Annotated in this window: 18 protein-coding genes; 8 read left to right on the top strand and 10 right to left on the bottom strand. The window is 41.8% G+C overall.

Translation table 11 applies throughout. The features are described from left to right. Nucleotides 1-157: 157 nt before the first annotated feature. The 7 genes from PESP_RS16580 (at nucleotide 158) to PESP_RS16550 (ending at nucleotide 9,227) form a co-directional block, all read left to right on the top strand. A complete protein-coding gene (locus tag PESP_RS16580) occupies nucleotides 158-2,584 on the top strand; it encodes a TonB-dependent receptor (RefSeq protein ID WP_089349009.1) in 2,427 nt (808 codons plus the stop codon). A gap of 209 nt (nucleotides 2,585-2,793) precedes the next feature. After that, nucleotides 2,794-4,377 (top strand): alkaline phosphatase, encoded by a 1,584-nt coding sequence (locus PESP_RS16575; RefSeq protein WP_089349008.1) that lies wholly within the window; start codon nucleotides 2,794-2,796, stop codon nucleotides 4,375-4,377. Nucleotides 4,378-4,388: 11 nt separating this feature from the next. Beyond that, complete coding sequence (locus tag PESP_RS16570) at nucleotides 4,389-6,179, top strand: alkaline phosphatase (RefSeq protein ID WP_089349197.1); 1,791 nt, start codon at nucleotides 4,389-4,391, stop codon at nucleotides 6,177-6,179. 125 nt (nucleotides 6,180-6,304) lie between these two features. Continuing rightward, nucleotides 6,305-7,018, top strand: a complete 714-nt coding sequence (locus PESP_RS16565; RefSeq protein ID WP_089349007.1) for a hypothetical protein — start codon at nucleotides 6,305-6,307, stop codon at nucleotides 7,016-7,018. Between the two features lie 266 nt (nucleotides 7,019-7,284). Next, nucleotides 7,285-8,430: an AlbA family DNA-binding domain-containing protein gene (locus tag PESP_RS16560; RefSeq protein WP_089349006.1), complete on the top strand. Its 1,146-nt coding sequence runs from the start codon at nucleotides 7,285-7,287 to the stop codon at nucleotides 8,428-8,430. A 117-nt stretch (nucleotides 8,431-8,547) separates the two neighbouring features. Next, nucleotides 8,548-8,916 carry a hypothetical protein gene (locus PESP_RS16555; protein WP_089349005.1) on the top strand — a complete coding sequence of 123 codons (369 nt, stop codon included), beginning with the start codon at nucleotides 8,548-8,550 and terminating at the stop codon, nucleotides 8,914-8,916. After that, complete coding sequence (locus tag PESP_RS16550) at nucleotides 8,901-9,227, top strand: hypothetical protein (protein ID WP_089349004.1); 327 nt, start codon at nucleotides 8,901-8,903, stop codon at nucleotides 9,225-9,227. The genes PESP_RS16555 and PESP_RS16550 overlap by 16 nt, the downstream gene beginning before the upstream one ends. Before the next feature lie 85 nt (nucleotides 9,228-9,312). Here the strand turns inward: PESP_RS16550 and PESP_RS16545 are convergent, their stop codons facing one another. From PESP_RS16545 to PESP_RS16500, 10 genes are all read right to left on the bottom strand, one after another. Then, nucleotides 9,313-11,202 carry a monovalent cation:proton antiporter-2 (CPA2) family protein gene (locus PESP_RS16545; RefSeq protein ID WP_089349003.1) on the bottom strand — a complete coding sequence of 630 codons (1,890 nt, stop codon included), beginning with the start codon at nucleotides 11,200-11,202 and terminating at the stop codon, nucleotides 9,313-9,315. 161 nt (nucleotides 11,203-11,363) lie between these two features. Beyond that, complete coding sequence (locus tag PESP_RS16540; protein WP_089349002.1) at nucleotides 11,364-13,760, bottom strand: PKD domain-containing protein; 2,397 nt, start codon at nucleotides 13,758-13,760, stop codon at nucleotides 11,364-11,366. Between the two features lie 230 nt (nucleotides 13,761-13,990). Next, entirely contained in the window at nucleotides 13,991-14,884 is an 894-nt protein-coding gene (locus tag PESP_RS16535) for a DUF4097 family beta strand repeat-containing protein (protein WP_089349001.1), read from the bottom strand. A gap of 218 nt (nucleotides 14,885-15,102) precedes the next feature. Beyond that, nucleotides 15,103-17,631, bottom strand: a complete 2,529-nt coding sequence (locus tag PESP_RS16530; RefSeq protein ID WP_371862722.1) for a TonB-dependent receptor plug domain-containing protein — start codon at nucleotides 17,629-17,631, stop codon at nucleotides 15,103-15,105. 281 nt (nucleotides 17,632-17,912) lie between these two features. Continuing rightward, the gene (locus PESP_RS16525) at nucleotides 17,913-18,758 is read right to left on the bottom strand and encodes a DUF4198 domain-containing protein (protein WP_089348999.1); all 846 of its coding nucleotides are present in this window, start codon (nucleotides 18,756-18,758) and stop codon (nucleotides 17,913-17,915) included. 56 nt (nucleotides 18,759-18,814) lie between these two features. Beyond that, the gene (locus PESP_RS16520) at nucleotides 18,815-19,324 is read right to left on the bottom strand and encodes a DUF2271 domain-containing protein (RefSeq protein WP_089348998.1); all 510 of its coding nucleotides are present in this window, start codon (nucleotides 19,322-19,324) and stop codon (nucleotides 18,815-18,817) included. Next, the gene (locus tag PESP_RS16515) at nucleotides 19,324-19,956 is read right to left on the bottom strand and encodes a PepSY-associated TM helix domain-containing protein (RefSeq protein ID WP_089348997.1); all 633 of its coding nucleotides are present in this window, start codon (nucleotides 19,954-19,956) and stop codon (nucleotides 19,324-19,326) included. The genes PESP_RS16520 and PESP_RS16515 overlap by 1 nt, the downstream gene beginning before the upstream one ends. 105 nt (nucleotides 19,957-20,061) lie before the next feature. Continuing rightward, nucleotides 20,062-20,457, bottom strand: coding sequence for a YbaN family protein (locus tag PESP_RS16510; protein ID WP_089348996.1), 396 nt, complete (start codon nucleotides 20,455-20,457; stop codon nucleotides 20,062-20,064). Nucleotides 20,458-20,584: 127 nt separating this feature from the next. Then, the gene (locus tag PESP_RS16505) at nucleotides 20,585-21,904 is read right to left on the bottom strand and encodes a hypothetical protein (RefSeq protein ID WP_089348995.1); all 1,320 of its coding nucleotides are present in this window, start codon (nucleotides 21,902-21,904) and stop codon (nucleotides 20,585-20,587) included. A gap of 103 nt (nucleotides 21,905-22,007) precedes the next feature. Next, nucleotides 22,008-22,490 (bottom strand): MarR family winged helix-turn-helix transcriptional regulator, encoded by a 483-nt coding sequence (locus tag PESP_RS16500; protein ID WP_089348994.1) that lies wholly within the window; start codon nucleotides 22,488-22,490, stop codon nucleotides 22,008-22,010. A gap of 422 nt (nucleotides 22,491-22,912) precedes the next feature. Here PESP_RS16500 and PESP_RS16495 point away from each other — a divergent pair, with 422 nt between their 5' ends. Further along, on the top strand, nucleotides 22,913-23,764 hold the full coding sequence (locus PESP_RS16495) for a D-hexose-6-phosphate mutarotase (protein ID WP_089348993.1): 852 nt from the start codon (nucleotides 22,913-22,915) through the stop codon (nucleotides 23,762-23,764). Nucleotides 23,765-23,791 lie beyond the last annotated feature (27 nt).

Raw genomic sequence — 23,791 nt, 5'->3', positions numbered from 1 at the left:
GCAATAAAGGATGAGTTTGTTTAAGTTTACATCTCTTATATAAGACATAAGAGATTATAAGGAAAATACCTACAACACACTGGCACCGCTATTTAGCAACCCACACAATTGCTAGCGCGGTAATTTAACAGCACACACGCACAATTTGGAGAATGACATGAGAGCTAAAAAGTCCGTCTTAAGCTTGGCAGTCACGTTAGCAATAACAACGGGTTTAGCACTTAGCACGCAGGCACATGCGCAGCAAGAGCAAGCAGAGCAACAAGCAGAACAAAACGATAACGATAAGTTTGAAAAAATTGTTGTTACCTCACAAAAACGAACGCAAAGCCTAAACGAAGTACCGCTTGCGGTGTCTGTGCTTAATAGCGACCAGATTGATTCGGCGTTTGCTAATAACATGGAAGGCTTACAGTCACTTGTGCCTTCGGTGAGCTTTAGAAAAGGCACCACAACCCGTAACTCAGCGCTAACGGTGCGTGGTATTGGTACTATTTCGTTTAGTATTGCTGCTGAGCCAAGTGTGGCAACCGTAGTTGATGGCGTGGTACTTGGCCGCTCTGGTCAAGCCTTTGCCGATTTATACGATGTATCTCGCATTGAAGTACTACGCGGCCCACAAGGTACCTTATTTGGTAAAAACGCCTCTGCAGGAGTGGTAAACATTACGACAAAAGATCCTTCGTACGACACAACCGGCAGCGTAGAAACCTCGTTTTATCAAGATAACGAATACCGCTTTAAAGGCGTTGTAAGCGGTGGTTTAACTGACGATTTAGCAGCAAGCTTAACCGTATTTAAAGGTAAGTTTGATGGCTATATTGATAACGTTTACAACAACGAAAAAGTAAACGGCTATGACCGCGAAGGTGCACGTGCTGTATTTAAATACGAGCCAAGCGATGACTTAAACGTTAAATTTATTGCCGAATTTTATAACGCCGATGACGACTGTTGTGCCGATTTAGAAGCCCTACCAAGCGGTCGTAACCCAGATTCGCAAGCAGTACCAGACAGCAACGGCATTGTTGATGGCGTAGCCGATATAGACCTAGACCAACGCAAAGTTGATCACGACTATGAGTCGCGCACTATTGATGAGCATAGCGCGTTTTCGGTACAGGTTGATAAAACCATTGGCGATTATACGTATACCTCAATTACAGCGCAGCGCTCGTGGGATAACACAGAATACCGCGAAGGCGACTTTACCTCGATTGCTGGCGACAGCAACGAACCGGTATTTGGCGCACCGTTTCAACTACACGACTTAGGTGCACAGCAATGGGATCAGTTTTCTCAAGAGTTTAGAGTGACCTCTAACCTTGCAGGCCCGTTTAACTATGTTGCTGGTTTATTTTACTGGAACATGGACTCACAACGTAACTTTACCCGTGAGGCGAGTTGTCAAAATAACGGTGGCCAACTAGATGCTGCAATGGCGTTTTACGCACAAAATAACCTATCGGGTGCAGAGCTTGATGCCGCACTTGCCGATTTAGACACTTACACGCAAAGCTTAGGTGTTAGCTGTAACGCTAACGATATTGTATCGGCAACCGCATACATGAGCACCGAGTTTAACAACTGGGCAGCCTTTGCCGATGGTACTTACGATTTATCTGAAGATTTACGCGTACTATTTGGTATTCGCTACACCGACGACGAAGTGTCGTACACACACCGCCGTATAAGCAATGATGAGTTTGGCCGCACCGGTGTAGGCGTACGCCCAGCAACACTAAATACTGACGAATCAGGTAGCGCAGAAGAAACTAACGTATCGGGTCGTTTAGGTATGCAATACGATTTAGGCGATGGCCAAATGGTATACGGTACTTACTCGCAAGGTTACAAAGGCCCTGGCTTTAACGTTTACTACAACTTTAACCCAGATAACGATAGCCGCGAAATATCGCCAGAAGAGTCTGACGCTTATGAAATTGGCTACAAATACGCAAGCCGCGAATTTGTATTTAACATGGCACTTTTCAGAACCGAAATTGAAGGCTTTCAAGCTAACAACTTTGACTGTTCAGACGGTACCTGTATTACTCGTTTAACAAACGCGGGTGATGTAAGCACGCAAGGTGCTGAAGTTGACTTTATGTGGGCTGCAACCGACTCACTTACTTTAACCGGTGGCATTGCTTATATTAAAGCCGAAATTGATGAGTTTAATTGTCCGGCAGAAGTCGCGGCAGGCTCATGTACTGACCGTTCTGGCTTAGATGTACCGTTTTCGCCAGATTTAAAATACTCGCTAAGTGCTGATTACTATATTGAAACAGAGCACGACTTTAATATTCATATCAACGGCTCTTACATTTACACCGACGAGCAGTACTCAGACCTACCAAACAATGTGGGCGAGTTTAACCCAGCTGCGTTATTACCAGATTACGGTATTTTAAACGCAAGTGTAGGTTTATCGTTTAAAGATGATGCATTTAGAGTGTCGCTTATTGCTAAAAACTTAACCGACGAAAGCTACGCAACAACCTACAGTGGCGACAACTTCCGTTACCAAATTCCGCGTGATGCAGAGCGCTACTTTGGCGTATCGTTTAAGGCGCGTTTTTAATTTTATAAATACCATCTCTGGTATTGGTCACAACAAGCGCAGCGTTTAACCGCTGCGCTTTTTTGTCTTTATTTTGTAATGGTTTAGTCATATTTTTTTAATTAAAAGTACGCTTGGAAGTCACATCCATTTTCTATAGTGCTGCGGTTACAAATTTGAAGCATGCGCTTCAAGCAAAAATAACCACTACACTATGGGATTTATAAAGGATGAAAATTAAAAAAATTGCTGCGGCAGTTGGCTTAACGTTTATGTTAAGCACAGCAAGCCATGCCGATATACTGCCACAAAGCCAAACTGATAATAGTTGGTATACCAATGCCCAAACCACGCTCGCCACAAAAACATCACTTGCACAAAACGAGCAAGCTACAAAAGCTAAAAACGTTATTTTGTTTGTAGGCGACGGTATGGGTGTATCTACCCTTACTGCAGCACGTATTTTACAAGGCCAAAGAGCAGGCCAGCTAGGTGAAGAAGGTTATTTAAGCTTTGAAGAGTTCCCATACTCGGCGCAAGTAAAAACGTATAACGTAGATGCACAAACACCTGATTCTGCAGGCACAATGACCGCGATGATCTCAGGCGTTAAAACCGATGTAGGCGTTATTGGTGTAAACGAAAATATAGAACGCGGCGTATGTTCAAGCGCTGCGGGCAACGAGCTTTTAACAGCCACAGAGCTTGCTGAAATTAAAGGCTTAGCAACCGGTGTTATTTCAACGGCGCGAATTACTCACGCTACACCTGCGGCAACGTATGCTAAATCGGCAGACCGAAACTGGGAAGATATCTCAGACATGCCAGAGGGCTCAGAGGCGTGTGAAGATATTGCCTCGCAGCTGGTAAATTTTGAAAAAAACCTAGAAGAGCGCTATGTAGGTACTGATGTAGATGGCCTTGATTTTGTAATGGGTGGTGGCCGTCGTCACTTTTTACCAAAAGATGAAGCGGCTAACTCAGCTGATGCAGTAAGCACAGTAGAGGGCGATCGTACTGATGAACGTAACCTAGTTACCGAGTGGCAAACACAATACCCAGATGCAACGTATGTGATGGATCAAACAGGTTTTGATGCTATTGCTGATGACGCCACTAAAGTATTTGGCTTATTTAACGAATCGCACATGCAATACGAAGCCGACCGCGCAAACGATGTAGCGGGCGAGCCTTCATTAAGTGAAATGACTAGCAAAGCAATTGATGTATTAGGTAAAAACGAAAATGGTTTTTTCTTAACGGTTGAATCTGGCCGTATTGACCACGCACACCACGCGGGCAATGCTTATAACGCACTTAACGACACCATCGAATTTGCCAAAGCAGTACAAGCTGCGGTAGATAACACCAACCCAGAAGAAACCCTTATTTTAGTAACCGCCGATCACAGCCACGTGTTTACTATTGCTGGCTACCCTAAACGCGGTAACCCAATTTTAGGCCAAGTAGTTGCCGTTGGCGAAACCACACCAAGCCTTGCTGCCGACGACATGCCTTACACAACAGTGGGCTACGCAAATGGTTTAGGGTTTAGAAACTTAGTTGATGAAACAGATGCCGATGCTGCTTATTTAACAGGCCCAGAAGCTGGACGTGTTGAGCTTACAGGCGTTGATACTACGACTCCTGGTTTTCACCAAGAAACAACAGTACCCCTTGGCTCAGAAACCCATGCCGGTGAAGATATTTCGCTGCATGCAAAAGGCCCTGGCGCACAGCTAGCTCAAGGCGTAATTGAGCAAAACGTAGTATTTCATTTAATTAATCAAGCTCTTGAACTAACTCAGCAATAATGGCGGCTAACATGAACAAATTAACAGTACTTTCTTTGGCAGTAATGGTCGCGCTTGCAGGTTGCTCGAGTGACAATGACAAAGATGAAAATAATATAATCGCAGTAGATAACACCATTGCTGTAGGCTCAGAGCAATGTATAAACGGCGGCATAGAAACTCAAAGCGGCGTAGATACAAACGCCAATGACGTACTAGATAGCAGTGAAGTAACCTCTACTAATTTGGTGTGTAACGCACCCGCTACGTCACTGACAAGCGAGCAACTTGCATCACTAACAAGCAACGCATGGTTTAGCGGCGCACAAGAGCAACTTGTAAAAGCGCAGCAAGCCAGTGCCAATATAGTTACTGAGTCGGGCAAAGCTAAAAGCGTTATTTTATTTGTAGGCGACGGCATGGGTATTTCTACCGTAACGGCTGCACGTATTTTTGCGGGTCAGCTTGAAGGCGGGTTAGGTGAAGACTACCAACTTAGCTTTGAAACCATGCCTTTTTCGGGCTTTGTTAAAACCTACAACGTAGATGCGCAAACGCCAGATTCAGCAGGCACAATGACGGCAATGGTATCGGGTGTTAAAACCGATGTGGGCGTAATTGGTGTAGATGAAGACATTGAACGCGGTGACTGTACAACGGTAACAGGTAACGAGCTTGTTACCTCGCTAGAACTTGCAGAAATTGCCGGTAAAGCAACGGGCCTTATTTCAACTGCGCGTATTACTCACGCAACGCCAGCGGCAACGTATGCTAAATCGGCTGATCGTAACTGGGAAGATATTTCAGATATGCCAGCAGGTTCAAAAGCCTGTGAAGATATTGCATCGCAACTCGTAAACTTTGAAGCCAACCTAGAAGCACGTTTTGCCGGTATTGATGTAGATGGCATAGACGTAGTAATGGGCGGCGGTCGTCGTCACTTTTTACCTAAAGATGCAGCAGCAAACTCAGCCGATGCAGTAAGTGCGGTAGAAGGCGACCGTACTGATGGCCGTAACCTAGTGACCGAGTGGCAAACAACTTACCCAAGTGGCAAATACGTTATGGATCAAACTGGTTTTGATGCAATCAGCGACGATGCCACTAAAGTATTTGGCTTGTTTAATGAGTCTCACATGCAATACGAAGCCGACCGCGCAAACGATTTAGCGGGCGAGCCTTCGCTTTCGCAAATGACCGAAAAAGCAATTAACGTGCTTGATAACAACGACAATGGTTTTTTCTTATCGGTAGAAGCAGGGCGTATTGACCACGCGCACCATGCGGGTAACGCATTTAATGCCTTAAACGATACTGTTGAGCTGGCTAAAGCAGTAAAAGTGGCAATGGAAAATACCAACCCAGAAGAAACGCTAATAGTTGTAACAGCCGATCACAGCCACGTATTTACCATTGCAGGTTACCCTAAACGTGGTAACCCAATACTAGGTAAAGTAGTTGCCGTGGGCGAAACCGAGCCAAGCCTTGCCGCCGACGATATGCCATACACAACTGTTGGCTACACCAATGGTTTAGGCTACAGAGATTTAGGCGATGAAACCAATGCCGATGCAGCTTACTTATCTGCACCGGTAACAGGGCGTGTAGATTTATCAAACGTTGATACAACTACACCGGGCTTTCACCAAGAGTCGCTAGTACCACTGGGCTCAGAAACTCACGCAGGTGAAGATGTGGGCGTATACGCAATGGGCCCAGGCGCTCATTTAGTAACAGGCACAAATGAGCAAAGCTTTTTATTCCATGTAATGGACTTTGCGGCTGATTTAGTTAAAACAGCCGACGAAAAAGTAACGCAGTAAGCCGCTAACTTGTATGTTTAAAAACAACTCGTACGCTGTGCGAGTTGTTTTTTTATGTCATAAAAATGCCATTGTAAGTCGTTATTGTATGGCTATTACAGTGATGTTTAAAAAGAGATAATTTAATGAAACTCGCATTATTTTTAATGGCAACACTTGCCAGTACCAGCACCTTAGCCCAGCAATGTAATATTGATAGCGCACATTTAAAAGCCGACTATAAAATTACGAATACTCATAACCATGAGCAAAGCACACAATCACTAACGCTTTGGCGTAATAACTCGCAAGTAGCGCATCAGCGCGAGGTTATTACCGAGCTTTGGCTGCACTTAGCTAACAAGCAAATTCGCCCAATTCGTTATTTTAATGCCCAACAACGCGGTATTGAGTACCAGCCTTCTGAGGTGCGTGGCATACAAACTTGGAGTGCTAAAAACCAGCTGGTGGATGCGCATTTAATCGAAAAAATGACCCTTTTAAACACCCAAGGCACAGGCTGCGATGAAGTAAAAAACTACGCACTTACACAAGGCGACAACCAATTTAAACTCGCTTTATTTACCAAATCAAACTTGGTTAAAAGCTTTAGCGTAATGAATAAAAAAAGCCACACTCACACTACGCTTAACTTAAATGATGTAAGCAGCGATAAAGCAGAAATAACCGCACAGTTTGCCAAGTGGGATCGCTTTCAAACCACCGACTACGCCGACATAGGCGATAACGAAAACGACCCATTTTTAGCAAAAATGATTAACCTTGGTTTTATAGAGCACAGCGCAACGGGGTTTTATAACCAGCAAGGTAAAGCGATTCAAGGTGGGCACCACCACTAGGTTTTGGTGCTTTTTAAACGTAGTAGCTCATAGCTGAAAGGATGATAGGTTATGAGTTACTTCACGAGTTAATACAGTCGCAACCATCAAGTAATACTATCGGCTGCCTTCCTCTTACTTCTAAAGTAACTCTTGATTTCCAATATATTTATAGTTGGCAATAATTTATACAATTTGATACTAATACGGGTTCATATTATCGGGACGTTTTTTGTGAAAATACAAAATTACCCTAGATAAAGCTGTTACACGCAATACGAGGTTACATGCACGACATCGTTTCAAATCTAATTTATAAAAAGTGCGAAGGGCTATGGTGGGACTTTAAGCAAAAATTTCATAGCGATTTGTATGACTTATTACATGATATTATTTGTTTATCTAATGTTATTCATGAAGGCGAGCGTTACTTAATTTTTGGTATATCTGATGAACTTGATGTGACTGGATTGAAGTCAGAGGATAAAACCTATACACAAGCAGATATATTAGACTTACTACGGAAGCAGCCATTCGCTGAAAATAATGCTCCCAAAGTTAGTTTAAAATTCATTAAGTACCAAAACAAAGATATTGCAATTCTTAAAATAGAGAACGAGCGCCTAAAGCCATATTTCCTTACCAGAGACATTAAATCACGTGGAAAGCTTCTTAGAGCTGGGACAATATATTCAAAGGTAAAAGATACAAATACTCCAAAAGACTCTTGTGCAAACCCACATGATATAAAGGCAATGTGGGTAGAAAGGTTCGGCTTAGATTTAACTGCTTCCAAACGCTTCAGTTTCATTTTAGAGGATGCGGAAAACTGGAAATATGATGGTATTAACGAAGCGTTTTACGCATTGGATCCCGACTTTACTATTGAAGTAAGCAATACTGAGTGCGAAGGTGGACAATATTGGTGGCAAAACAGTTTCTTCGAAAAGCCAAGAAAGTACAACTACATACTAAAATTTAAAAATACTATCATGCATGAAGTACCCGTTATTCATTTTAGGAATGAGAACTTATGTATCCCTTTCCCTAATATTGAATTCATTTCTTACCCAAAGAAACTCGATGGACTAAGTGCTAATTTTTATTGTGACCTATTTTATTTTCAAAAAGGTACTCTCGAATACTCACTATTTTTGCACCTAAGAAAAATTGAAACTGAAACTCCATCTTTCAGTACGCCAATAACAAGTCAAATAAAAGCGCCGATTATTAAATTGCCATTTTATATAGTTAATAGTGATCAGGAGTTAAAAGACTTAGAAATAAGCTTTTTTGATAAATTTAAAGAATTTGTTCAAAAAAAAGACGAAATAGTTAAAGGCAGTGTGCATCAGGACGCAGTTGAGGACCGTTGGCAACTTGAAAAAGCTTTCGCTGAATGGGCATTTGAAATGTTATCAGAAAATAAATAATAGAATACTTAAATCCACTCTAAGACTTTATTTATATAGAGGCATTAAGGCCTCTTTGAGTAATTTACCATGAACACATTTAGCCTGAAGACACGAAAGAACATACAGGCTTGTTGTATGGCTCCATTTGTAATTTTTCCTGCTCTATTAGTACCATTTCTGATTTTATATGGTTATTCGCTGGCTACTGGTTACGTAGTCTCTACAGCAGGCTTAGGAGCTTGGGTTTTGATGGCGTTTGTTGGATGGCTTTTAGCTGCCTTTTTAACTCTTTGTTATGGTTTGCCTATAGCTTTATTGCTTCAACATTTTAATAAATTCAAAGTTCGGTTTTTACTTCCTTTAAGTTTAGTGCCCACTTTCATAGTATTTTTAGCCAGTAAATCAGAGCATGGGGTACTATTTATCTATGCTTATAGTTCAATCATTGTGGCTGTGACCTACTGGTTTATATTCACAAGGAAAAAGTTGTGGAACGTAAAATAATGCAAAAGCTAAATGTACCGATAGATTGGATTGAAAATTGTAACCCCGTTCAGCCTGGCCTATATTTTGTTGCATCTAGGTATAATAAGACTGGGTTCGGCTTTTACGATTATCTAAATTGGGATGGTGAAAAGTGGCTTAAAGCTGACTCAATAAAGGTTGTAGGCTGGGTATCCCTTGCTGATTTTTTGGGGATGATTGATGCTGGTTGGCCTGCGAGTGATGACTCAGACAAAGAACTTGAAAAGTCTTACCATAAAAATAAAGAAAAATTTAAAGGGGACGAAGGTGGATTCTATGAGGTTGAATAACATAGGAAGTTAATTTTTTAGAACGCATTGCCTCTTAACGAGGCAATATCATGATCTGCTATTATCTTAATTCTAATATCTGGCACTACTCAATATGAGCATCATCAGCCTTTTTAGGCCTATCAGCTAGCTCTGTTAGGCCGTCTTCACAGTCGCCGTGTTCGCAGGTATTTAAATCACTTTGTGCCTGCTTATCTTGCTGCAGTACTTGTTTTAAATCTTCCATGCGTTGGCGCACGGCTACGCCGTAGCTTGCATCGTCACCCCACAGTTCGGCTAGTTGCAATACGGCAGCGCGGTCGTGGTCTCTGAATAGTTTACCGGCGCGCTGGGCATCTTCTTTATTGTTACCTAACAGCTCTAACGCATCTACCGCTAAGTTAATGGCTGAGTCGACAGTTTCGCGGTTAAAGGCATCTACTTTTAAATTAAGCATTTGATACGCATGGCGACGGTCGATTGCACGGGCAACAATTTTAAGCTGCGGGTAGTTTTTATGAGCGAGCTTAATTATCTCTATGGTTTTATCTGGGTCGTCTATTGCTACTACCAACATTTGTGCGGTGTGCGCGCCTGCGGCTTCAAGCAGTTCTTGGCGTGCGGCATCACCATAAAATACAGTATTGCCAAAGCGGCGTAGTAATTCTATTTGGCTTGGGCTGTGATCAAGTACGGTAATGTCGTAGCCTTGGGCGTGCAGTAAACGCCCCATAATTTGCCCAAAGCGTCCGTAGCCCGCAATAATTACGTGTTTTGCGCTACTAATTTGCTCTGGCTTATCAAACTCAGGTGCGGTGCTGTTACTGCGTTTTTGTATTTGCTCGTAAACCATTAATAACAGTGGGGCAACCAGCATTGAGACAGCAACTACTAACGTCACTAGGCTTGTTTGCTCTGGCGTTAAAATGCTTAATGTAGTGGTTACACTTAATAATACAAAGGCAAACTCACCACCTTGGGCTAGCGCTAAAGCAAACAGTAAACGCTGCTTTTTACTAATATTAAAGGTAACTGCAAGGGCAAATAAGATGCAGGCTTTTATAACAATTAGTAGGGCTACTAGTGCAATCACAGTAGTAAACTCATCAGCCAATAATTCAAAGTTAATGGATGCGCCTACGGTTATAAAAAATAGCCCTAAAAGTAGGCCTTTAAAGGGTTCTATATCGGCTTCTAGTTCGTGTCTAAATTCGCTTTCGGCAAGAACTACACCGGCTAAAAATGTACCGAGTGCCGGAGATAAACCAATGCTTTGCATCACAAGGGCAATAGCAACCACTAAAAACAGCGCAAAAATAGTAAATATTTCACGCATGTGGGTTTGCGCTATATATCTAAATAACGGCGCTGACACATACTTACCACCGGCAATAATGGCGGCGATAACTGCAACTGATACGCCCACTTGTTGCCAAACAGGCCAGCTTGCAATAATGGAGTCGCTAATGTCTTTTGAGCTACTTTGCGGTGCAAAAGCCAGTAGCGGCAGTAGCGCTAAAATAGGAATAATGGCGATATCTTGAAACAGTAAAACCGAAAACGCATTTTGCCCGGCTTCTTGTTTTAGCCAGCCTTTTTCTTCAAGGCTTTGTAGCACAATAGCGGTAGATGAAAGCGCCAGCATTAAACCTATGGCGAGGGCCGTTTGCCAGTGCATGGCAAAAAACCAATAACAAAATGCAAAAATAGCGGCGGCAGTTAACACTACTTGTAAGCCACCGAGGCCTAAAATAGAGTGTCGAAGTTTCCATAAACGCGAGGGTTGTAACTCAAGGCCAACCAAAAACAGCATCATTACTACGCCAAACTCTGCAAAATGCATTACATCAGTTTGATCGCCCACAATGCCTAAGGCATAGGGGCCAATTAATATGCCCGCAATTAAATAACCAAGTACCGAGCCAAGGCCGACTCGCTTGGCAATGGGTACAGCCACAATGGCCGCCGCTAAGTAAATTAAAGCTATTTCTAACACGCGTATATCCTAATAGTATCAAGGCTTTTAGCATGGCTTAGTGGCTTTAAAAATACAATGGGTCATGTGGCTGAAAATGCATTATTTATCTGTAGCCATAACATAGTGCGTTATGGCTACAGCGTTAAATATAATGCTTTATTGCAGTGATGTAGTGCAGGTTAAATATTACAAATACTTATAATTGCTGAGCTTGGTTGATCTGATTCTGAGTGATAAATAGTTATGTTTGAGCTTATTGTATTTTCGACGTTAGTTTCATTAACTGTTACTTCAAACTCGGCCGTAGCAGGTAAGTTAATATTTAATTCGCTATCGAAATAAGTATCTCCACTTTTTTGCAAGGTCACTGGTTTAGTTTCGTCATAACTAAACACAAAGTTATCCGAGGCGAGAAGGGTGTCTACCATATTAAAGCGTAAATTTATGGTGTCGGGGCCTGTAAAGTCTGCACACACAAATACCGATACCTCAACAGCTTGAAATACTGGCAAACTATTTTGACCTATGTTCACACTAAAGTTGTTTTGCGTAATGGCTACTGAGTTATATTCTCCTGCTGCGAGCCTTTCGTCTGCAGTGGTGATAGTGATTTTTTCGCCTTGTGCTAAGTTAATGTTTTCATCAAAAAAGCCGCTAGCATTGGTTGTGTATTGCACCCCATTAATATTAAGTTTGGCATTGCTTACAGCATTTTTTTGTACATTAGTAATTTGGCCTTCAATACTTCCCGTTAGCTGTGCAGAGTCGGTTGCAGTTACAAAAAACTGCATGCTTTGTGTAAAACTGTCTGCGTCAGTTGCTATAACGGTGAGTGTGTAGCTACCAATTACGTCGGGAATAAGGCTAGTGGTACTTTGATTTGTATTGCTTAAGCTAACACTTGAGCCCGTTGGTGCTGAGATAGCCCATGAAAAGCCCAACTCTGTGCCTTCTGGATCATAACTCTCGCTTAGGTCAAACTGAACGCTGGTACCTACTTCACTGTAACGAGATTGTTCGCCTGTAAAGTTAATTACTGGCGGGGCATTTTGTATAACATCAATAGTGAGTGTTTTTGTATCAGAGAATTGCTCGCCATCGTTGGTTTTTAAAGAGATAACTACTTGCCCTTGCGCTGATGCACTAAACACTGGCTTGGCTATTGTTGTATCGCTAAGTGTTACTTGAGCGGGTGATGACAGTATTTCCCACAAGTAGTTGAGCGCTTTACCCTCAGGATCGTAACTACCTGATGCGTCCAGAGTTACTAGCTGATCAATTGTTACTGACAACGGATAGTTAACCTGAGTAATTGGCTTTTGGTTCTCAGTGGCATGTAACACACTCGTTGCTTGTTCTGAACTTAGTTGACCGTCAGATACTACAAGCGTTACTACATAATCACCTTCGGTATCGGCTTCAATAGTGGGGCTAGCAGTTGTGCTATTTAAAAGTATTGTATTGCTGTTTTGTGGCCTAGCTTGCAGTTGCCAGTTATATGTTAATGTATCGCCGTCGGGGTCGCTACATTGCAGGCATTCAAGCGTTGTAGGTTCGTTTAAAGTAATATTAGTTTGTGCAGCTAGTATGGCGATAGGTGCTTTATTAGCAGTAGCGACAGTTAAAGTAACTGAAGCTGTATTACTTTTATTTCCTTGGTCGGTTACCGTGAGTGATATTACGTAGTCGCCAACATCAGGGCTTGAAAACCCTGCTGTATGGGTAAATTTATTAGAAATTTCTGGTGTGCTATTTACGGGTTTTGAGGTGATAGCCCATTCATAACTAAGAGTATCGTTGGTATCGGGGTCACTGCTTTGAGTGCCATTAAGAGTGACAACCTCATTAGGAATAACTGCTTTATTTTCTACCATAATTAACGCTTGAGGCGATGAGTTTACGCTCAAGGCTTCGCTTTGTATTACAGTGGTATTGCTAGCTGTTTCACCGAGTGAATTAGTTATAGTGAGCTTAACTTTATATTCGCCAATTACATCGGCAATAAACTGGCTTTTAACTTGAGTATTACTTTCAAGTGTTGCGCTACTTGTTGAAGGCTTAGTAACAAACTGCCATTGGTACTTATTAATAACGCCACTTGTCGTACTGCTCAGCGCGGCATTTAATATTACTACATCACCTTGCTTAACGGTTTGGTTGCCTCCCGTCATTGCAATTAATTGAGTACCTGAAGTAACCGATACTTGTTGCGTTACAGGTGCGCTTGAAAGATTGCCATCACTTACAACAAGTGTTAATTGATACTCGAGCGCATCGGGCACATAAAATTCAACTGTACTTTGATTGCTATTAGTCAGTGAAATCTCATTTTGACCATTATCACTCGTTAACTGCCATTGGTAGGTAAGAGTATCGCCGTCGGGGTCATTGCTTTGCGCTGCACTAAAGACGATAGGTGTATTAACTTTAAACTCTGATTGCGTAGTACTAATAACGGCAACAGGTTTTGTGTTGGTACTGAGCGGTTTATCAGCTGACTTAGAGTCTGAACCTCCAGAGCCACATGCGACTAATGACAATAAAGCTGGCGCTAAAATTAATAATTTCCACTTCATAATATTAATATCCTTTTAATAAGTTGAATATTAATATGTACCCAAATTAGATATAAAGCAAAATAATAAATTAAATAACTGTAGTGAACGTAATTTTAGGAAACAGTGGACCAATATTTGAAGTTTTTTAGATGATTTATATTTATAGGTAAGCTAGTACACATAAATATTCGTTATAAAAGTGCCCAATGATTGTGGGCACTCGCTATATTTAAGCGCGATGATTGAATTTAATCGGCTACTTTTACGGGGCCGTTAATGTTATCAATGCTTACATCGCCTGAGCCCGATTCGGTAATGGTAAGCCCTTTAGCGTGGTTTACACGAATATTGCCCGAACCATCTTCAATGGTTACGCTTGCTTGCACGTGCTCGATAACTAAATCGCCAGAGTTGTCGTCTACATCTACTGCGCCATTAATATTATTAATAGCCATGCTGCCTGAGCCGTCTTCGACAGTTAATGTGCCACGTACATTACTAATGCGCATATCGCCCGAACCATCATCAACAACTGCATTGCCGTTTACATTATTAATATTTACGCTGCCAGAGCCGTCGGTAAGTTCTAAATTAACAGTGATGTTTTCAAGGGTTATATCGCCTGAGCCATCTTCAATGGTGAGGTTTTTAGCACTGTTTATAGATAAGCTGCCAGAACCGTCTTCTACGTTAATGTTATTTTGCATAGCGCTTATAACAATATCGCCAGAGCCATCATCAATATCTAGGTTTAAGTTGCTTGGCACGGTTACAACTACATCTATATGTGGCGATTGGCCGCTGTAAAAACGCATACCGCTGGCAGTATTATTGTTAGCAACTAAAGTAGCTTGCTTGGAGTTTTGCTTAAGGGTAAGTGTGTATTCGTCTTCAATGTCGGCTGTGTAAATTGTGGCATCTACACTTATGCTGGTGGCATTGGGCGAGCCTTTAATTTCAAGTGAGCCTGCACCGCTCAACACATTTAAGTATTCTAGATTATTGCTTGGCAGTGAAAGCTGCTGAGTTTGTTTTACTGACGCAACGCTTGGCGATATATGAAATACACAGCCGCTTAATAATAAAATGCCGCCAATAAGTGAAAGTGGTTTTGTAATGCCTGATACAGTTGATGAGCTCATGCTTAGTCCTTTGGTATTTATTGTTTGTATTTGTATAACCAATATAGAGCAAAAACGAGACCAATTATAAGTTGTTGTTTTTATTAAGGTAGGATGTGTTTATGAAAAGTGGATTTACTAATAAGTGGTTAAATACACTAAGAAGTAATTAAAATAAAAAGTAATTAAAAAAGGATGCGCATGGCATCCTTTTTAAGTGTTTGCTTTTAGGTTAATTATTAAAAGCTGTAAGTAATGTTACCGTATAGGAAACGCCCGTCTAATCCGTATGGTGCATATGGCGTGTACGGGAATATTTGGCCAAAGTCAGAGTAACCAATGTTATCTACGGTGGCTTGTGGGTACTGATCGAACAAGTTGTTAGCACCTACTGCAAATTTCCAGTATTCGTCTGGGCGGTAGGCTACTTCTAGGTCGGTGATCCATTTAGGGTCTATGTACTCATCGCGGTCGGCTGTGGTTGAAATGTCTGCCACTTCACCGTAGCGCGTTGCGCGTAGAGTGGTTTGCCATTCGTTAAAGTTCCACACTGCTGATAGGTTCCATTTGCTATCTGGCGTGCCTTCTTCAAAGCGACCTACTTCACGGCGTGCAAATACAACGTAGTCATCACCTAGTGAGTTTAGCTCGCTTGGGTTGTCATCTACATGTGTTACTTCGGTATCGTTAAAGTTAGCCGCTACGTTTAGGCGTAAGTCACCTAAATCGCTTAAATCTAAGTTGTAAGTAGCAACAATATCAACACCCTGCGTGCGTGAGTCGATTGCGTTAGTAAAGTAACGTACGCTTTCTGTATTTAGCTCACCGGCATTTTGTAGTATTTCTACTACGGCATCGCCTTCTAGGTTTTCAGACAATACAATACGGTCATCAATATCAATGCGGTAGGCATCTACTGTTAGGCTAAAGCTGCCTTGCGTGTACATAAAGCCCGCTGTTACGTTTACAGATTCTTCTGCATCAAGTTGCTCTGCACCCAATGCTTGCGCTGCTGCTGAATCGGTTGGGAATAAACCTACTTCAAACGGTTGGTTGTTCTCAAGCACGGTAGAGATTTGGCGGTACGAGCTTTGAGCAAGTGATGGCGCACGGAAACCTGTGCTAATTGCACCGCGTAGCGATAGGTTTTCGTTTATGCTGTAACGCGACGCAAGTTTAGAAGTAAACGTATCGCCAAAGTCGGTGTAGTCTTCGTAGCGACCTGCTAAAACTAGGTTCCAATCTTCTGTTAGGTAAGTATCAAACTCAACAAACACGGCTACGTTATGGCGGCTTTCGTCGGTTACGCTTTCTGGTCCAAAACCAGCTAATACTTGTGCGCCACCGGCTGCAATTGGGTTACCGTCGCTATCAAGGGCAGTAATGTAAGACGCTTCTTCGCCTTGCTCTATTTTGTAGCTTTCGTGGCGGTACTCTGTACCTACAGTGAAAAATACGTCATCTGGTAAACCTAAATCTAGAACTGTATTTGCTGTCGCGTTAACTAAAAATTGATCGTAAACCAGTGCGCCGTTGTCAAATTCGGTTGGGCTGTCGGCACCTAGTGATGTATTAATACTATTTACAACGCCAAAGCCAAAGTCGTTACGGCCGTAGTTGGTACTTACATCCCATGTCCACTCGCCAGTTTCGCCTTTTAAACCTAGGGCAAATGAGTAATCTTGTACGTCGGTTTCAATTTGCGGTAAAAAGCCGTCTGGGTAAACTTCTAATACGTTGCGGCTGTCTTTTGCACGGCGGTAAAAACCACCTGAATTACCTTCGCGTTTTGAGTAACTACCAAATGAGTAAAGGTTATAGCCGTTATCAAAGTCGTAGCCCATGTTGTAAAACAGGGCGTAGTCTTCAAGGTCGGCTTTACCAAAGCGGTGGTTATAACGGTCGATGGTAAATTCGCGTGGGTCTAGGCTGCCATCTTCTAAGCGGTCGTATTGCTCGCGTGGGTCAAAGCCTGAGCGCTGCGTTGAGTCGTTATCGCGGTATTCAATAGATACGTTTACAAAGCCGTTATCTAAAAGCTCAAATCCTGAGTTTGCGCTAATTGTGCGTGTTGCACCGTCGTTTACTTCGCGGTCGGCGCCAGTATTAAATGCCAGATTACCGTTTGCATCTGCGTAGGTGCTTTCTAGCTGAGGAACACCTGCCATTTGCGTGTCGTACTCGCCGTACGTTACGCTTACGCTGCCGCCTTCTGAGGCATCTTTAAGTACAATGTTAATTACACCTGCTATAGCGTCTGAGCCGTACTGCGCTGCAGCACCGTCACGTAGTACTTCTACACGTTTAATCGCTGAGGTTGGGATCATGTTTAAGTCAACAGCAGTAGAGCCTCGGCCAACAACACCCGCTAAGTTTAATAGCGCGCCTGCATGGCGGCGTTTGCCATTAATAAGCACTAGGGTGTGATCGGGTGCTAAACCACGTAAAACAGCAGGTTTAGCGTGGTCAGTACCATCACCCATTGTAGCGCTTGGGTAGTTAAAGCTAGGTACTTGGTTTGCCAGTATTTGGCTAATTTCTAGCTGACCCGTACTTTGCATATCACCACTGGTAATAATGTCTACAGGTACGGTACTTTCGGCAATACTACGTAAACTTCTACGTGTACCGGTAACCGAAATGACTTCAATACTTTCTTGAGCTTGTGTGTCTTGCTCAGCAGCAAACGCTGGTGAATAAGACGCGCTAAGCGCAGAGGTAACGGCCAGACTAAGTGCTACTTTTTTGGCTGATAATTGCTTTAACATGATGTTGATTCCCTTAAGGGCTGCTGACTATTGATTTTTAGAAGGAGCGCATAATATAGAAGCGGCTACCCTAGTGCAAAGATGAAAACTATCTAACTTATTCAAACTTGTTAATAAGTAAGAGCAGTGATTACGTTAAGTATAGAAGTTTAGATCGCTGCCGTTGCAATCTTGTGTCGAATGGTTGCGAATTCAAGGGGAGCGTGGATAAAAGTTATTAAAAAGTAAAAAGGCCAAGCAAGTGCTCAGCCTTTATAAAATACTAAATTACGTGAATAAAATTATTCAGGCGCAACTTCAAGTGTTGTAAATAAAGCATAACGACCTGCGTCTACGCCCTCTTCGTTTACTTTAACTTTGTTAGAGGTTTCGATTAGGTATAGGCCAGGCTCTTTCCACGTAGTTGTGAACATGCCATTTTTATCGGTAGTTACTTTTACTTCGCCACGCTCGTTACGGTAGCGTGTGTCGCCTTTAAGTACGCTTACTTCAATGCCTTCGCCTGCTGGTTTGCCATCTTGTAGAAGTTGGAAACGAGCTTGTTCGCCTACAAATAAGTCATTTGGATGCGTAGGGCCGCTAAGCTCAAGGCCTAAACCAAGTTGTGCTGGTTTAGATGTACCATTACGGCTTACAAACGTATCTACAGTTGAAATTACTTTAGTGGTACGTACATCTTTTGCATTGCTTGGTAATTTAGCATCTGTTTTTTTACCAAATACACGTTTGCGCTTACCTTCTTCGTTTTTGTAGAAGGTCATATACATTGGCTTTTGCGTCATAGCAATGTGGTAAGTACCTTCTTCTTTAAGGCTTACTGCTGCTGAGCTTTTACGCTTTAGGTAATACGCACGAATGGTTTCAGATACTTTTTCACCGTTTGGTGCAAGTGCCATTAATAATGTGTCGTCGTACTCTGCGCCTTTTTCTTTTGGCTTAAAGGCTTTATCTGGTGCAAACATTTCGTTTGAGATGCTTGCATCAATCATTACGTAATGCGCTTTATCGCCAGAAAGCGACGTGTGCGAAGGTAATAACCAGCGGCCATGTGCGCTTGCCGATGTAGATACCAGCGCCGATAAGCTAAGTGCGCCAATTAATGCGGTTTTTAATAAACTAGTTTTCATTATATTTCCTTTGTTTAATACATTTAATAAGTGATTTTACTTATACAAACTTAGGGTTACTTAGTGCTTACGGTGACAAAACTTGTCGAGAATTCTTTTTTACCTTCAATTGTTACTTTGCCTGCTTTTGTTAAATCAAGCTCAACGCGGCTGTAATCACGGCCACCTTCTTCACGAACAACTTCAATATTTAAAAGGTATTTACCTGGCGCTACGGCATTGCCGTCTAAATCTTTACCTTGCCATTTTATGGTGTAGGTACCTGCGCGTTTTGTAGCGCCGCTAATGCCGTCAAAATTAATGTCGGTTTTACCTGCTTTACGCCACCACTGGCGTAGGTCTTTAAACCATTCGGCTTTTTGTACCCATAGCGCAAGCGTTGTTACATGTTTGCGCTCTGGGGTTTCTAGCCATATTGCTACGTACGGGCGATGATACGGTTGTACGTTAAGATCGGCTTGGGTAAATTCAATTTCTAGCTGGGGCGCTTGTGCCTGCGCCGTTGTTTGAAATAAAGCGGCAACCATTAATAACGCTGCGCTTATTACAGTACTTACTTTTAACATTAAGACACTCCTTTAATTTGTGGCACCCAACATAAATAAATAACCAACGGCGTGGCTACGCCGAGTAGTGTTATCAATACGCCAAGGTTACGTTTTTTTCTGTTTTGAAATAAAATTATCATTCCGGTGATGGCAAAAATAATCATCAACACCGCTGAAATATCAATTACCCAGCTCCATACTTCACCGGTGTAGCGACCTTTATGTAAGTCGCCAATAAGGCTTAAAAAGCCGCCGGTTTGGTAATCTAGGTTTAGCTCGCCAGTTGTAAAATCAAGTTCTGCGTAGGCAAAACCCGCTGGCAGTGGGTAGTCAATCATCACGAGTGCGTCTTCTTTTTCCCACTCAATGCTTTTTATTTTGGTTAAAGAGTATTGCTTGGCAAGAAAGGCTTCTATTTCTGGGTAAAGCGTTGGCAGGGTATCTAGCTGCGCATTCGCTTTAGTGACTAATTCTGCTGGAATAGTTGCAGTTACTTGGCCGTTGTTTTTATCGTTTTTAAGCCAGTCAATATGGTTTAAAACTATGCCACTAACGCAAAATAAAATAAGTAAAAAGAATAAAGCGGTAGATATGTAAATATGTAGTGCGCGGCTTGTGCTATACAAAGCACGCTTATTTATAAACGGCATAAGTGATATTAATTAATTAAAGTTAATACATGATAATCATTTGCATTAAGCATTACAAATAATCTTACTTATCTTTACATAACTTTTATTCACTTAGCGTGTAAATTAACAATGCGGAGGGGTAGAGGGGCGTTTAATTAAATACACCATAACGGCTATTTCAATCATAGCGACCATATAAGCTACCCAAATGGGGGCGCTTGAATACAGTAAAAATATAAAACCAATTAGCATGCCTATGGCGGCGTAACATTTTGCTTTTACAGGTACTACTTTGTGCGCTTGCCATTGCTTTAAGGTAACGCCATAGCGGGGGTGGTTAAGTAGCCAGTGCTCAAGCGCAGGAGATGAGCGTGTGAAACACGTGAGCGCAAGTATAAAAAATATGGTGGTAGGCATAACCGGCAGCACAATTCCAATAATGCCAAGCGCTACAAGCATAAGGCCTAAAGCCTTAAACCACATATTTTTATAGCCAATAAATACTGCTTTTATATTCACTTAGGCTCTTTTTAAAAATGGCAGATACTTTGAATTGTAGGCCAAATAACACCAAGTTCGAAAGGATAAATTAATAAAAAAGGGCAAACTAAGTTTGCCCTTTTAAAAATTAAAAACGTATAACTGCTTAGAAGTAGTAACCTACGTTAATGTTAAAGCGACGTTCGGTGTCGCCATCATCCGCAATTGAGCCTCCAATAAATGGCTGGTTACGTGCTTGAATAAAGTCAAAGTAGGTAAATAATGGGCCTGCTGATACGCTCATGCCTGTTACGTTCATCCATGTGTTAGGGCTGTCGTCAGATTTGTCGTAAATAATGCCGTAGTCGTTATAAAATTGCACGCCAGTTACTGGGCCCCAATCAAGTGATAGGTCGTATGCTACGTTAAAGTTAGTCATAGTTGCTTCGCTTGATACGGTATCGTAGTAATCGAATGCGCCCACAACAAAGCGGTTGCTGTTATCGTCTAGGTCGTAGTCGTACTCACCATGCTGAAATTGAATGTTCCAGTTGTTAATTTGGCTATTTACATGAAACGCCCATGCGCCGTAGTTACCCGCACGGTCATTACCGTCGTGTAGGCCACCGCTTAATAGTGATACACCCACGTCTGTTTTAGCGTTTTCGCTGTGCTCGATTTGATACACTGTACGACCAGCAAATGTGTTGTACTCACCAAGGCGAGAACCTGGTGCGTCGTATGTATCTTCGGTTGTTGCACGGCTACCAACTATGTCGTAAGAGTAACGTTCGTTAACTTCTGAGCTGCCATCAACGCCGCCTACTTCATCATTTTTGAAAAAGCCTAGGTCTAGCTTCCAGTTGTCTTTAAGTTTACGGTTTACTGTTACACCTAAATCGAAGTCGTCTTCAAGGCCTACGTAGTAGTTGGTGCTAAAAAAGTAGCTGTGTGAGTTGTATGGGCCGTTACCAAATGGTACAGGTGCAATACCGGCTTGTGCTTCCCAGCCATCTGTAAATTCGTAGCCTAAGTATGCGTACTTAACTATGGTCATGTAATCGTAAAAACGAAAATCACCATTTACAGAAATGTCGCTAATTTCGCCTGATAAGTTAATGCGAAATACTTCAAAGTCTAAATCGCCGCCACGGTCTTGCGTGTCTTCATCGTAGGTATTGGTGCTGTAGTTAAAGCGTACTGCACCACCAATTTTAATGCCTTCGTCTTCTTTTGGCGCTTCTGCTGCAGCAACAACTACTTCTTTGTTATCGGCCTTTTTACTAATTTGAGCAACTTGCTGCTCGTGCTTTTGATTAATTTGCTTTTGCTTTGATTTTTCATCAGCAAGCTGTTGCTCAAGCATTTGCATTTGCTGCTTAAGCTGCTTTAGTTGGTTTTGCAGGGTGTCAAGATCTGCTGCGTGAGAAGTGCTTGCTGCACCGCCAAGCATAAGTGCTAGTGTTAATTTTGAGAGTTTAGTCATTGTTGATGCTCAGATTGTGATTAAAAAATAAAAAATTCAAGGTGCCCGAAAGCCCCTTACGAATGATGTAAGAACGAACTAAAATTTTATTTTTTTATTTTTTTTATTTATTCGGTGTTTGAGTTAACGCGCCTACCTCTAACAGAGGTGATGCATCTAACTTATCAGCATCCATCATTGCGGCTACTCGCTGCATAGATGAGAGCAGTAAACTTTGCTCCCATTCAGCAAGTGCAGAAAACTTCTCAATAAAGTGCTCTTGCAATGGTTGTGGTGCTTTTTCTAGTAACTCTTTTCCCTGCTCGGTGAGGTATAGGCTCACTCGGCGTTTATCCATTTGACTGCGAACGCGTGTTACAAGGTTTCTGCTTTCTATTCTGTCGAGAATATTAGTCACAGTAGCCGGACTTAAATTAACATTTTGAGCAATACGACTCGCCGTAATGCCATCGGTTTGCGCAACTTCTTGCATTATAAGCAATTGTGGGCCAGTTAAACCCGATGTTTTATTTAGTTGCTTAGAATGTAAGTCAATCGCGCGGATTACTTTACGTAAAGAAACCAATAATTCGTCATATTTTTGCATTTGCTTATCTCGTCGATGGGCGAAAGGTGTGCCGTAATCGCGAAATGTTACACATCAAATAAATTGAATTCAAATAATATATTACGCTTTTGCCCGTATTTATTGGTTTTTAATAGTTTGAGCAGAAACTAAAATACTTTAAGTTTGTTTAAAAATTATTAAATGTTTTTAGCATATTGTTTGCATTAAGGTGCGCACACTACGTATGTTGTGAATAATTGGCAAGTCTTATGATATAGACTTTAGTATTATTCATAACAGCTGTTGCTAATTAGTAATAATTTGTAAGTTAGCTGTGTATGTATTAATAGGCAATGAACAAATTATGCACCCTTGAAAGAGTATAGCGTATACTTTGCACATGCATTATTGTTTATATGTACATGTTAAAAATCTTTAATATCAGCATTGTAGGGAAAAACATGAAATTATCGCCATCTGTTAGTATTGAACAAAGCGAAACTGGCCTTGAGTTTATTAAAGTAGCGAGCTCAAAATGTGATGCAAAAATATTTTTGCAAGGCGGGCAAATTACCGAGTTTATCCCAAAAAATAAAAAACCACTTATTTGGGTGTCGCAAAACGAGACGTTTCAAGAAGGGGTAAGTATTAGAGGTGGTATTCCTATTTGTTGGCCTTGGTTTGGTAATCACCAAAACCAAGATTGGCCAGCACACGGCATTGCACGTACAAGTTTATGGCAAGCTGACGAAGTGCACGAAAGTGACGAGCAAATAACAATTAGCTTAAAGTTACCAATGAAGTTGGTAAATACCACGTACTGGCCACATCAATCAGCTTTAGAGGTTGAATTTGTTTTAACTGATAAACTGCAAGTGCGATTAACAACAACTAATTTAAGTAACGCTGCGTTTAGTTATACGCAAGCACTGCATACTTACTTTCCTACCTCTGATATTAAAAATACGTTTGTTGATGGCTTACAAGGCTCGCAATATATTGAATTTGGCGAAGGGCCTTTTGCTCAAAACGAGCAAGTTAATTTTACCCGCGAAACCGACATGGTGTACACAAAGGCTGGAAGCTCTCAAAATATTCACACCCCAGAAGGTGTTATAAATGTGAGCCGTGAGAACTCACGTTCGTGTGTGCTTTGGAACCCGTGGATAGAAAAATCGAAGCGGTTATCTAACTTTGCAGATGACGAATACTTAAGCATGGTGTGCTTAGAGTCTGCAAATGTGCTGGACGATCACGTAACCCTTGAGCCTAAGCAAAACCATACATTGGTAACAACAATTAGCTGGGCTTAATAGTTAATAATGAGAGGTAAATAAAGT

This window comes from Pseudoalteromonas espejiana DSM 9414 (assembly GCF_002221525.1).
In the GTDB taxonomy this organism is placed as follows: domain Bacteria; phylum Pseudomonadota; class Gammaproteobacteria; order Enterobacterales; family Alteromonadaceae; genus Pseudoalteromonas; species Pseudoalteromonas espejiana.
Note: the sequence above shows the minus strand (reverse complement) of the source record. Positions and strands in the feature narration are given on the sequence as shown.

Coding starts and splice junctions, on each gene's coding strand:
- PESP_RS16540 (WP_089349002.1), bottom strand. CDS start 13,760: ATGAAGTGGAAATTATTAATTTTAGCGCCAGCTTTATTGTCATTAGTC.
- PESP_RS16505 (WP_089348995.1), bottom strand. CDS start 21,904: ATGACTAAACTCTCAAAATTAACACTAGCACTTATGCTTGGCGGTGCA.
- PESP_RS16560 (WP_089349006.1), top strand. CDS start 7,285: ATGCACGACATCGTTTCAAATCTAATTTATAAAAAGTGCGAAGGGCTA.
- PESP_RS16580 (WP_089349009.1), top strand. CDS start 158: ATGAGAGCTAAAAAGTCCGTCTTAAGCTTGGCAGTCACGTTAGCAATA.
- PESP_RS16515 (WP_089348997.1), bottom strand. CDS start 19,956: ATGCCGTTTATAAATAAGCGTGCTTTGTATAGCACAAGCCGCGCACTA.
- PESP_RS16500 (WP_089348994.1), bottom strand. CDS start 22,490: ATGCAAAAATATGACGAATTATTGGTTTCTTTACGTAAAGTAATCCGC.
- PESP_RS16525 (WP_089348999.1), bottom strand. CDS start 18,758: ATGAAAACTAGTTTATTAAAAACCGCATTAATTGGCGCACTTAGCTTA.
- PESP_RS16565 (WP_089349007.1), top strand. CDS start 6,305: ATGAAACTCGCATTATTTTTAATGGCAACACTTGCCAGTACCAGCACC.
- PESP_RS16570 (WP_089349197.1), top strand. CDS start 4,389: ATGAACAAATTAACAGTACTTTCTTTGGCAGTAATGGTCGCGCTTGCA.
- PESP_RS16555 (WP_089349005.1), top strand. CDS start 8,548: ATGGCTCCATTTGTAATTTTTCCTGCTCTATTAGTACCATTTCTGATT.
- PESP_RS16535 (WP_089349001.1), bottom strand. CDS start 14,884: ATGAGCTCATCAACTGTATCAGGCATTACAAAACCACTTTCACTTATT.
- PESP_RS16575 (WP_089349008.1), top strand. CDS start 2,794: ATGAAAATTAAAAAAATTGCTGCGGCAGTTGGCTTAACGTTTATGTTA.
- PESP_RS16495 (WP_089348993.1), top strand. CDS start 22,913: ATGAAATTATCGCCATCTGTTAGTATTGAACAAAGCGAAACTGGCCTT.
- PESP_RS16520 (WP_089348998.1), bottom strand. CDS start 19,324: ATGTTAAAAGTAAGTACTGTAATAAGCGCAGCGTTATTAATGGTTGCC.
- PESP_RS16530 (WP_371862722.1), bottom strand. CDS start 17,631: ATGTTAAAGCAATTATCAGCCAAAAAAGTAGCACTTAGTCTGGCCGTT.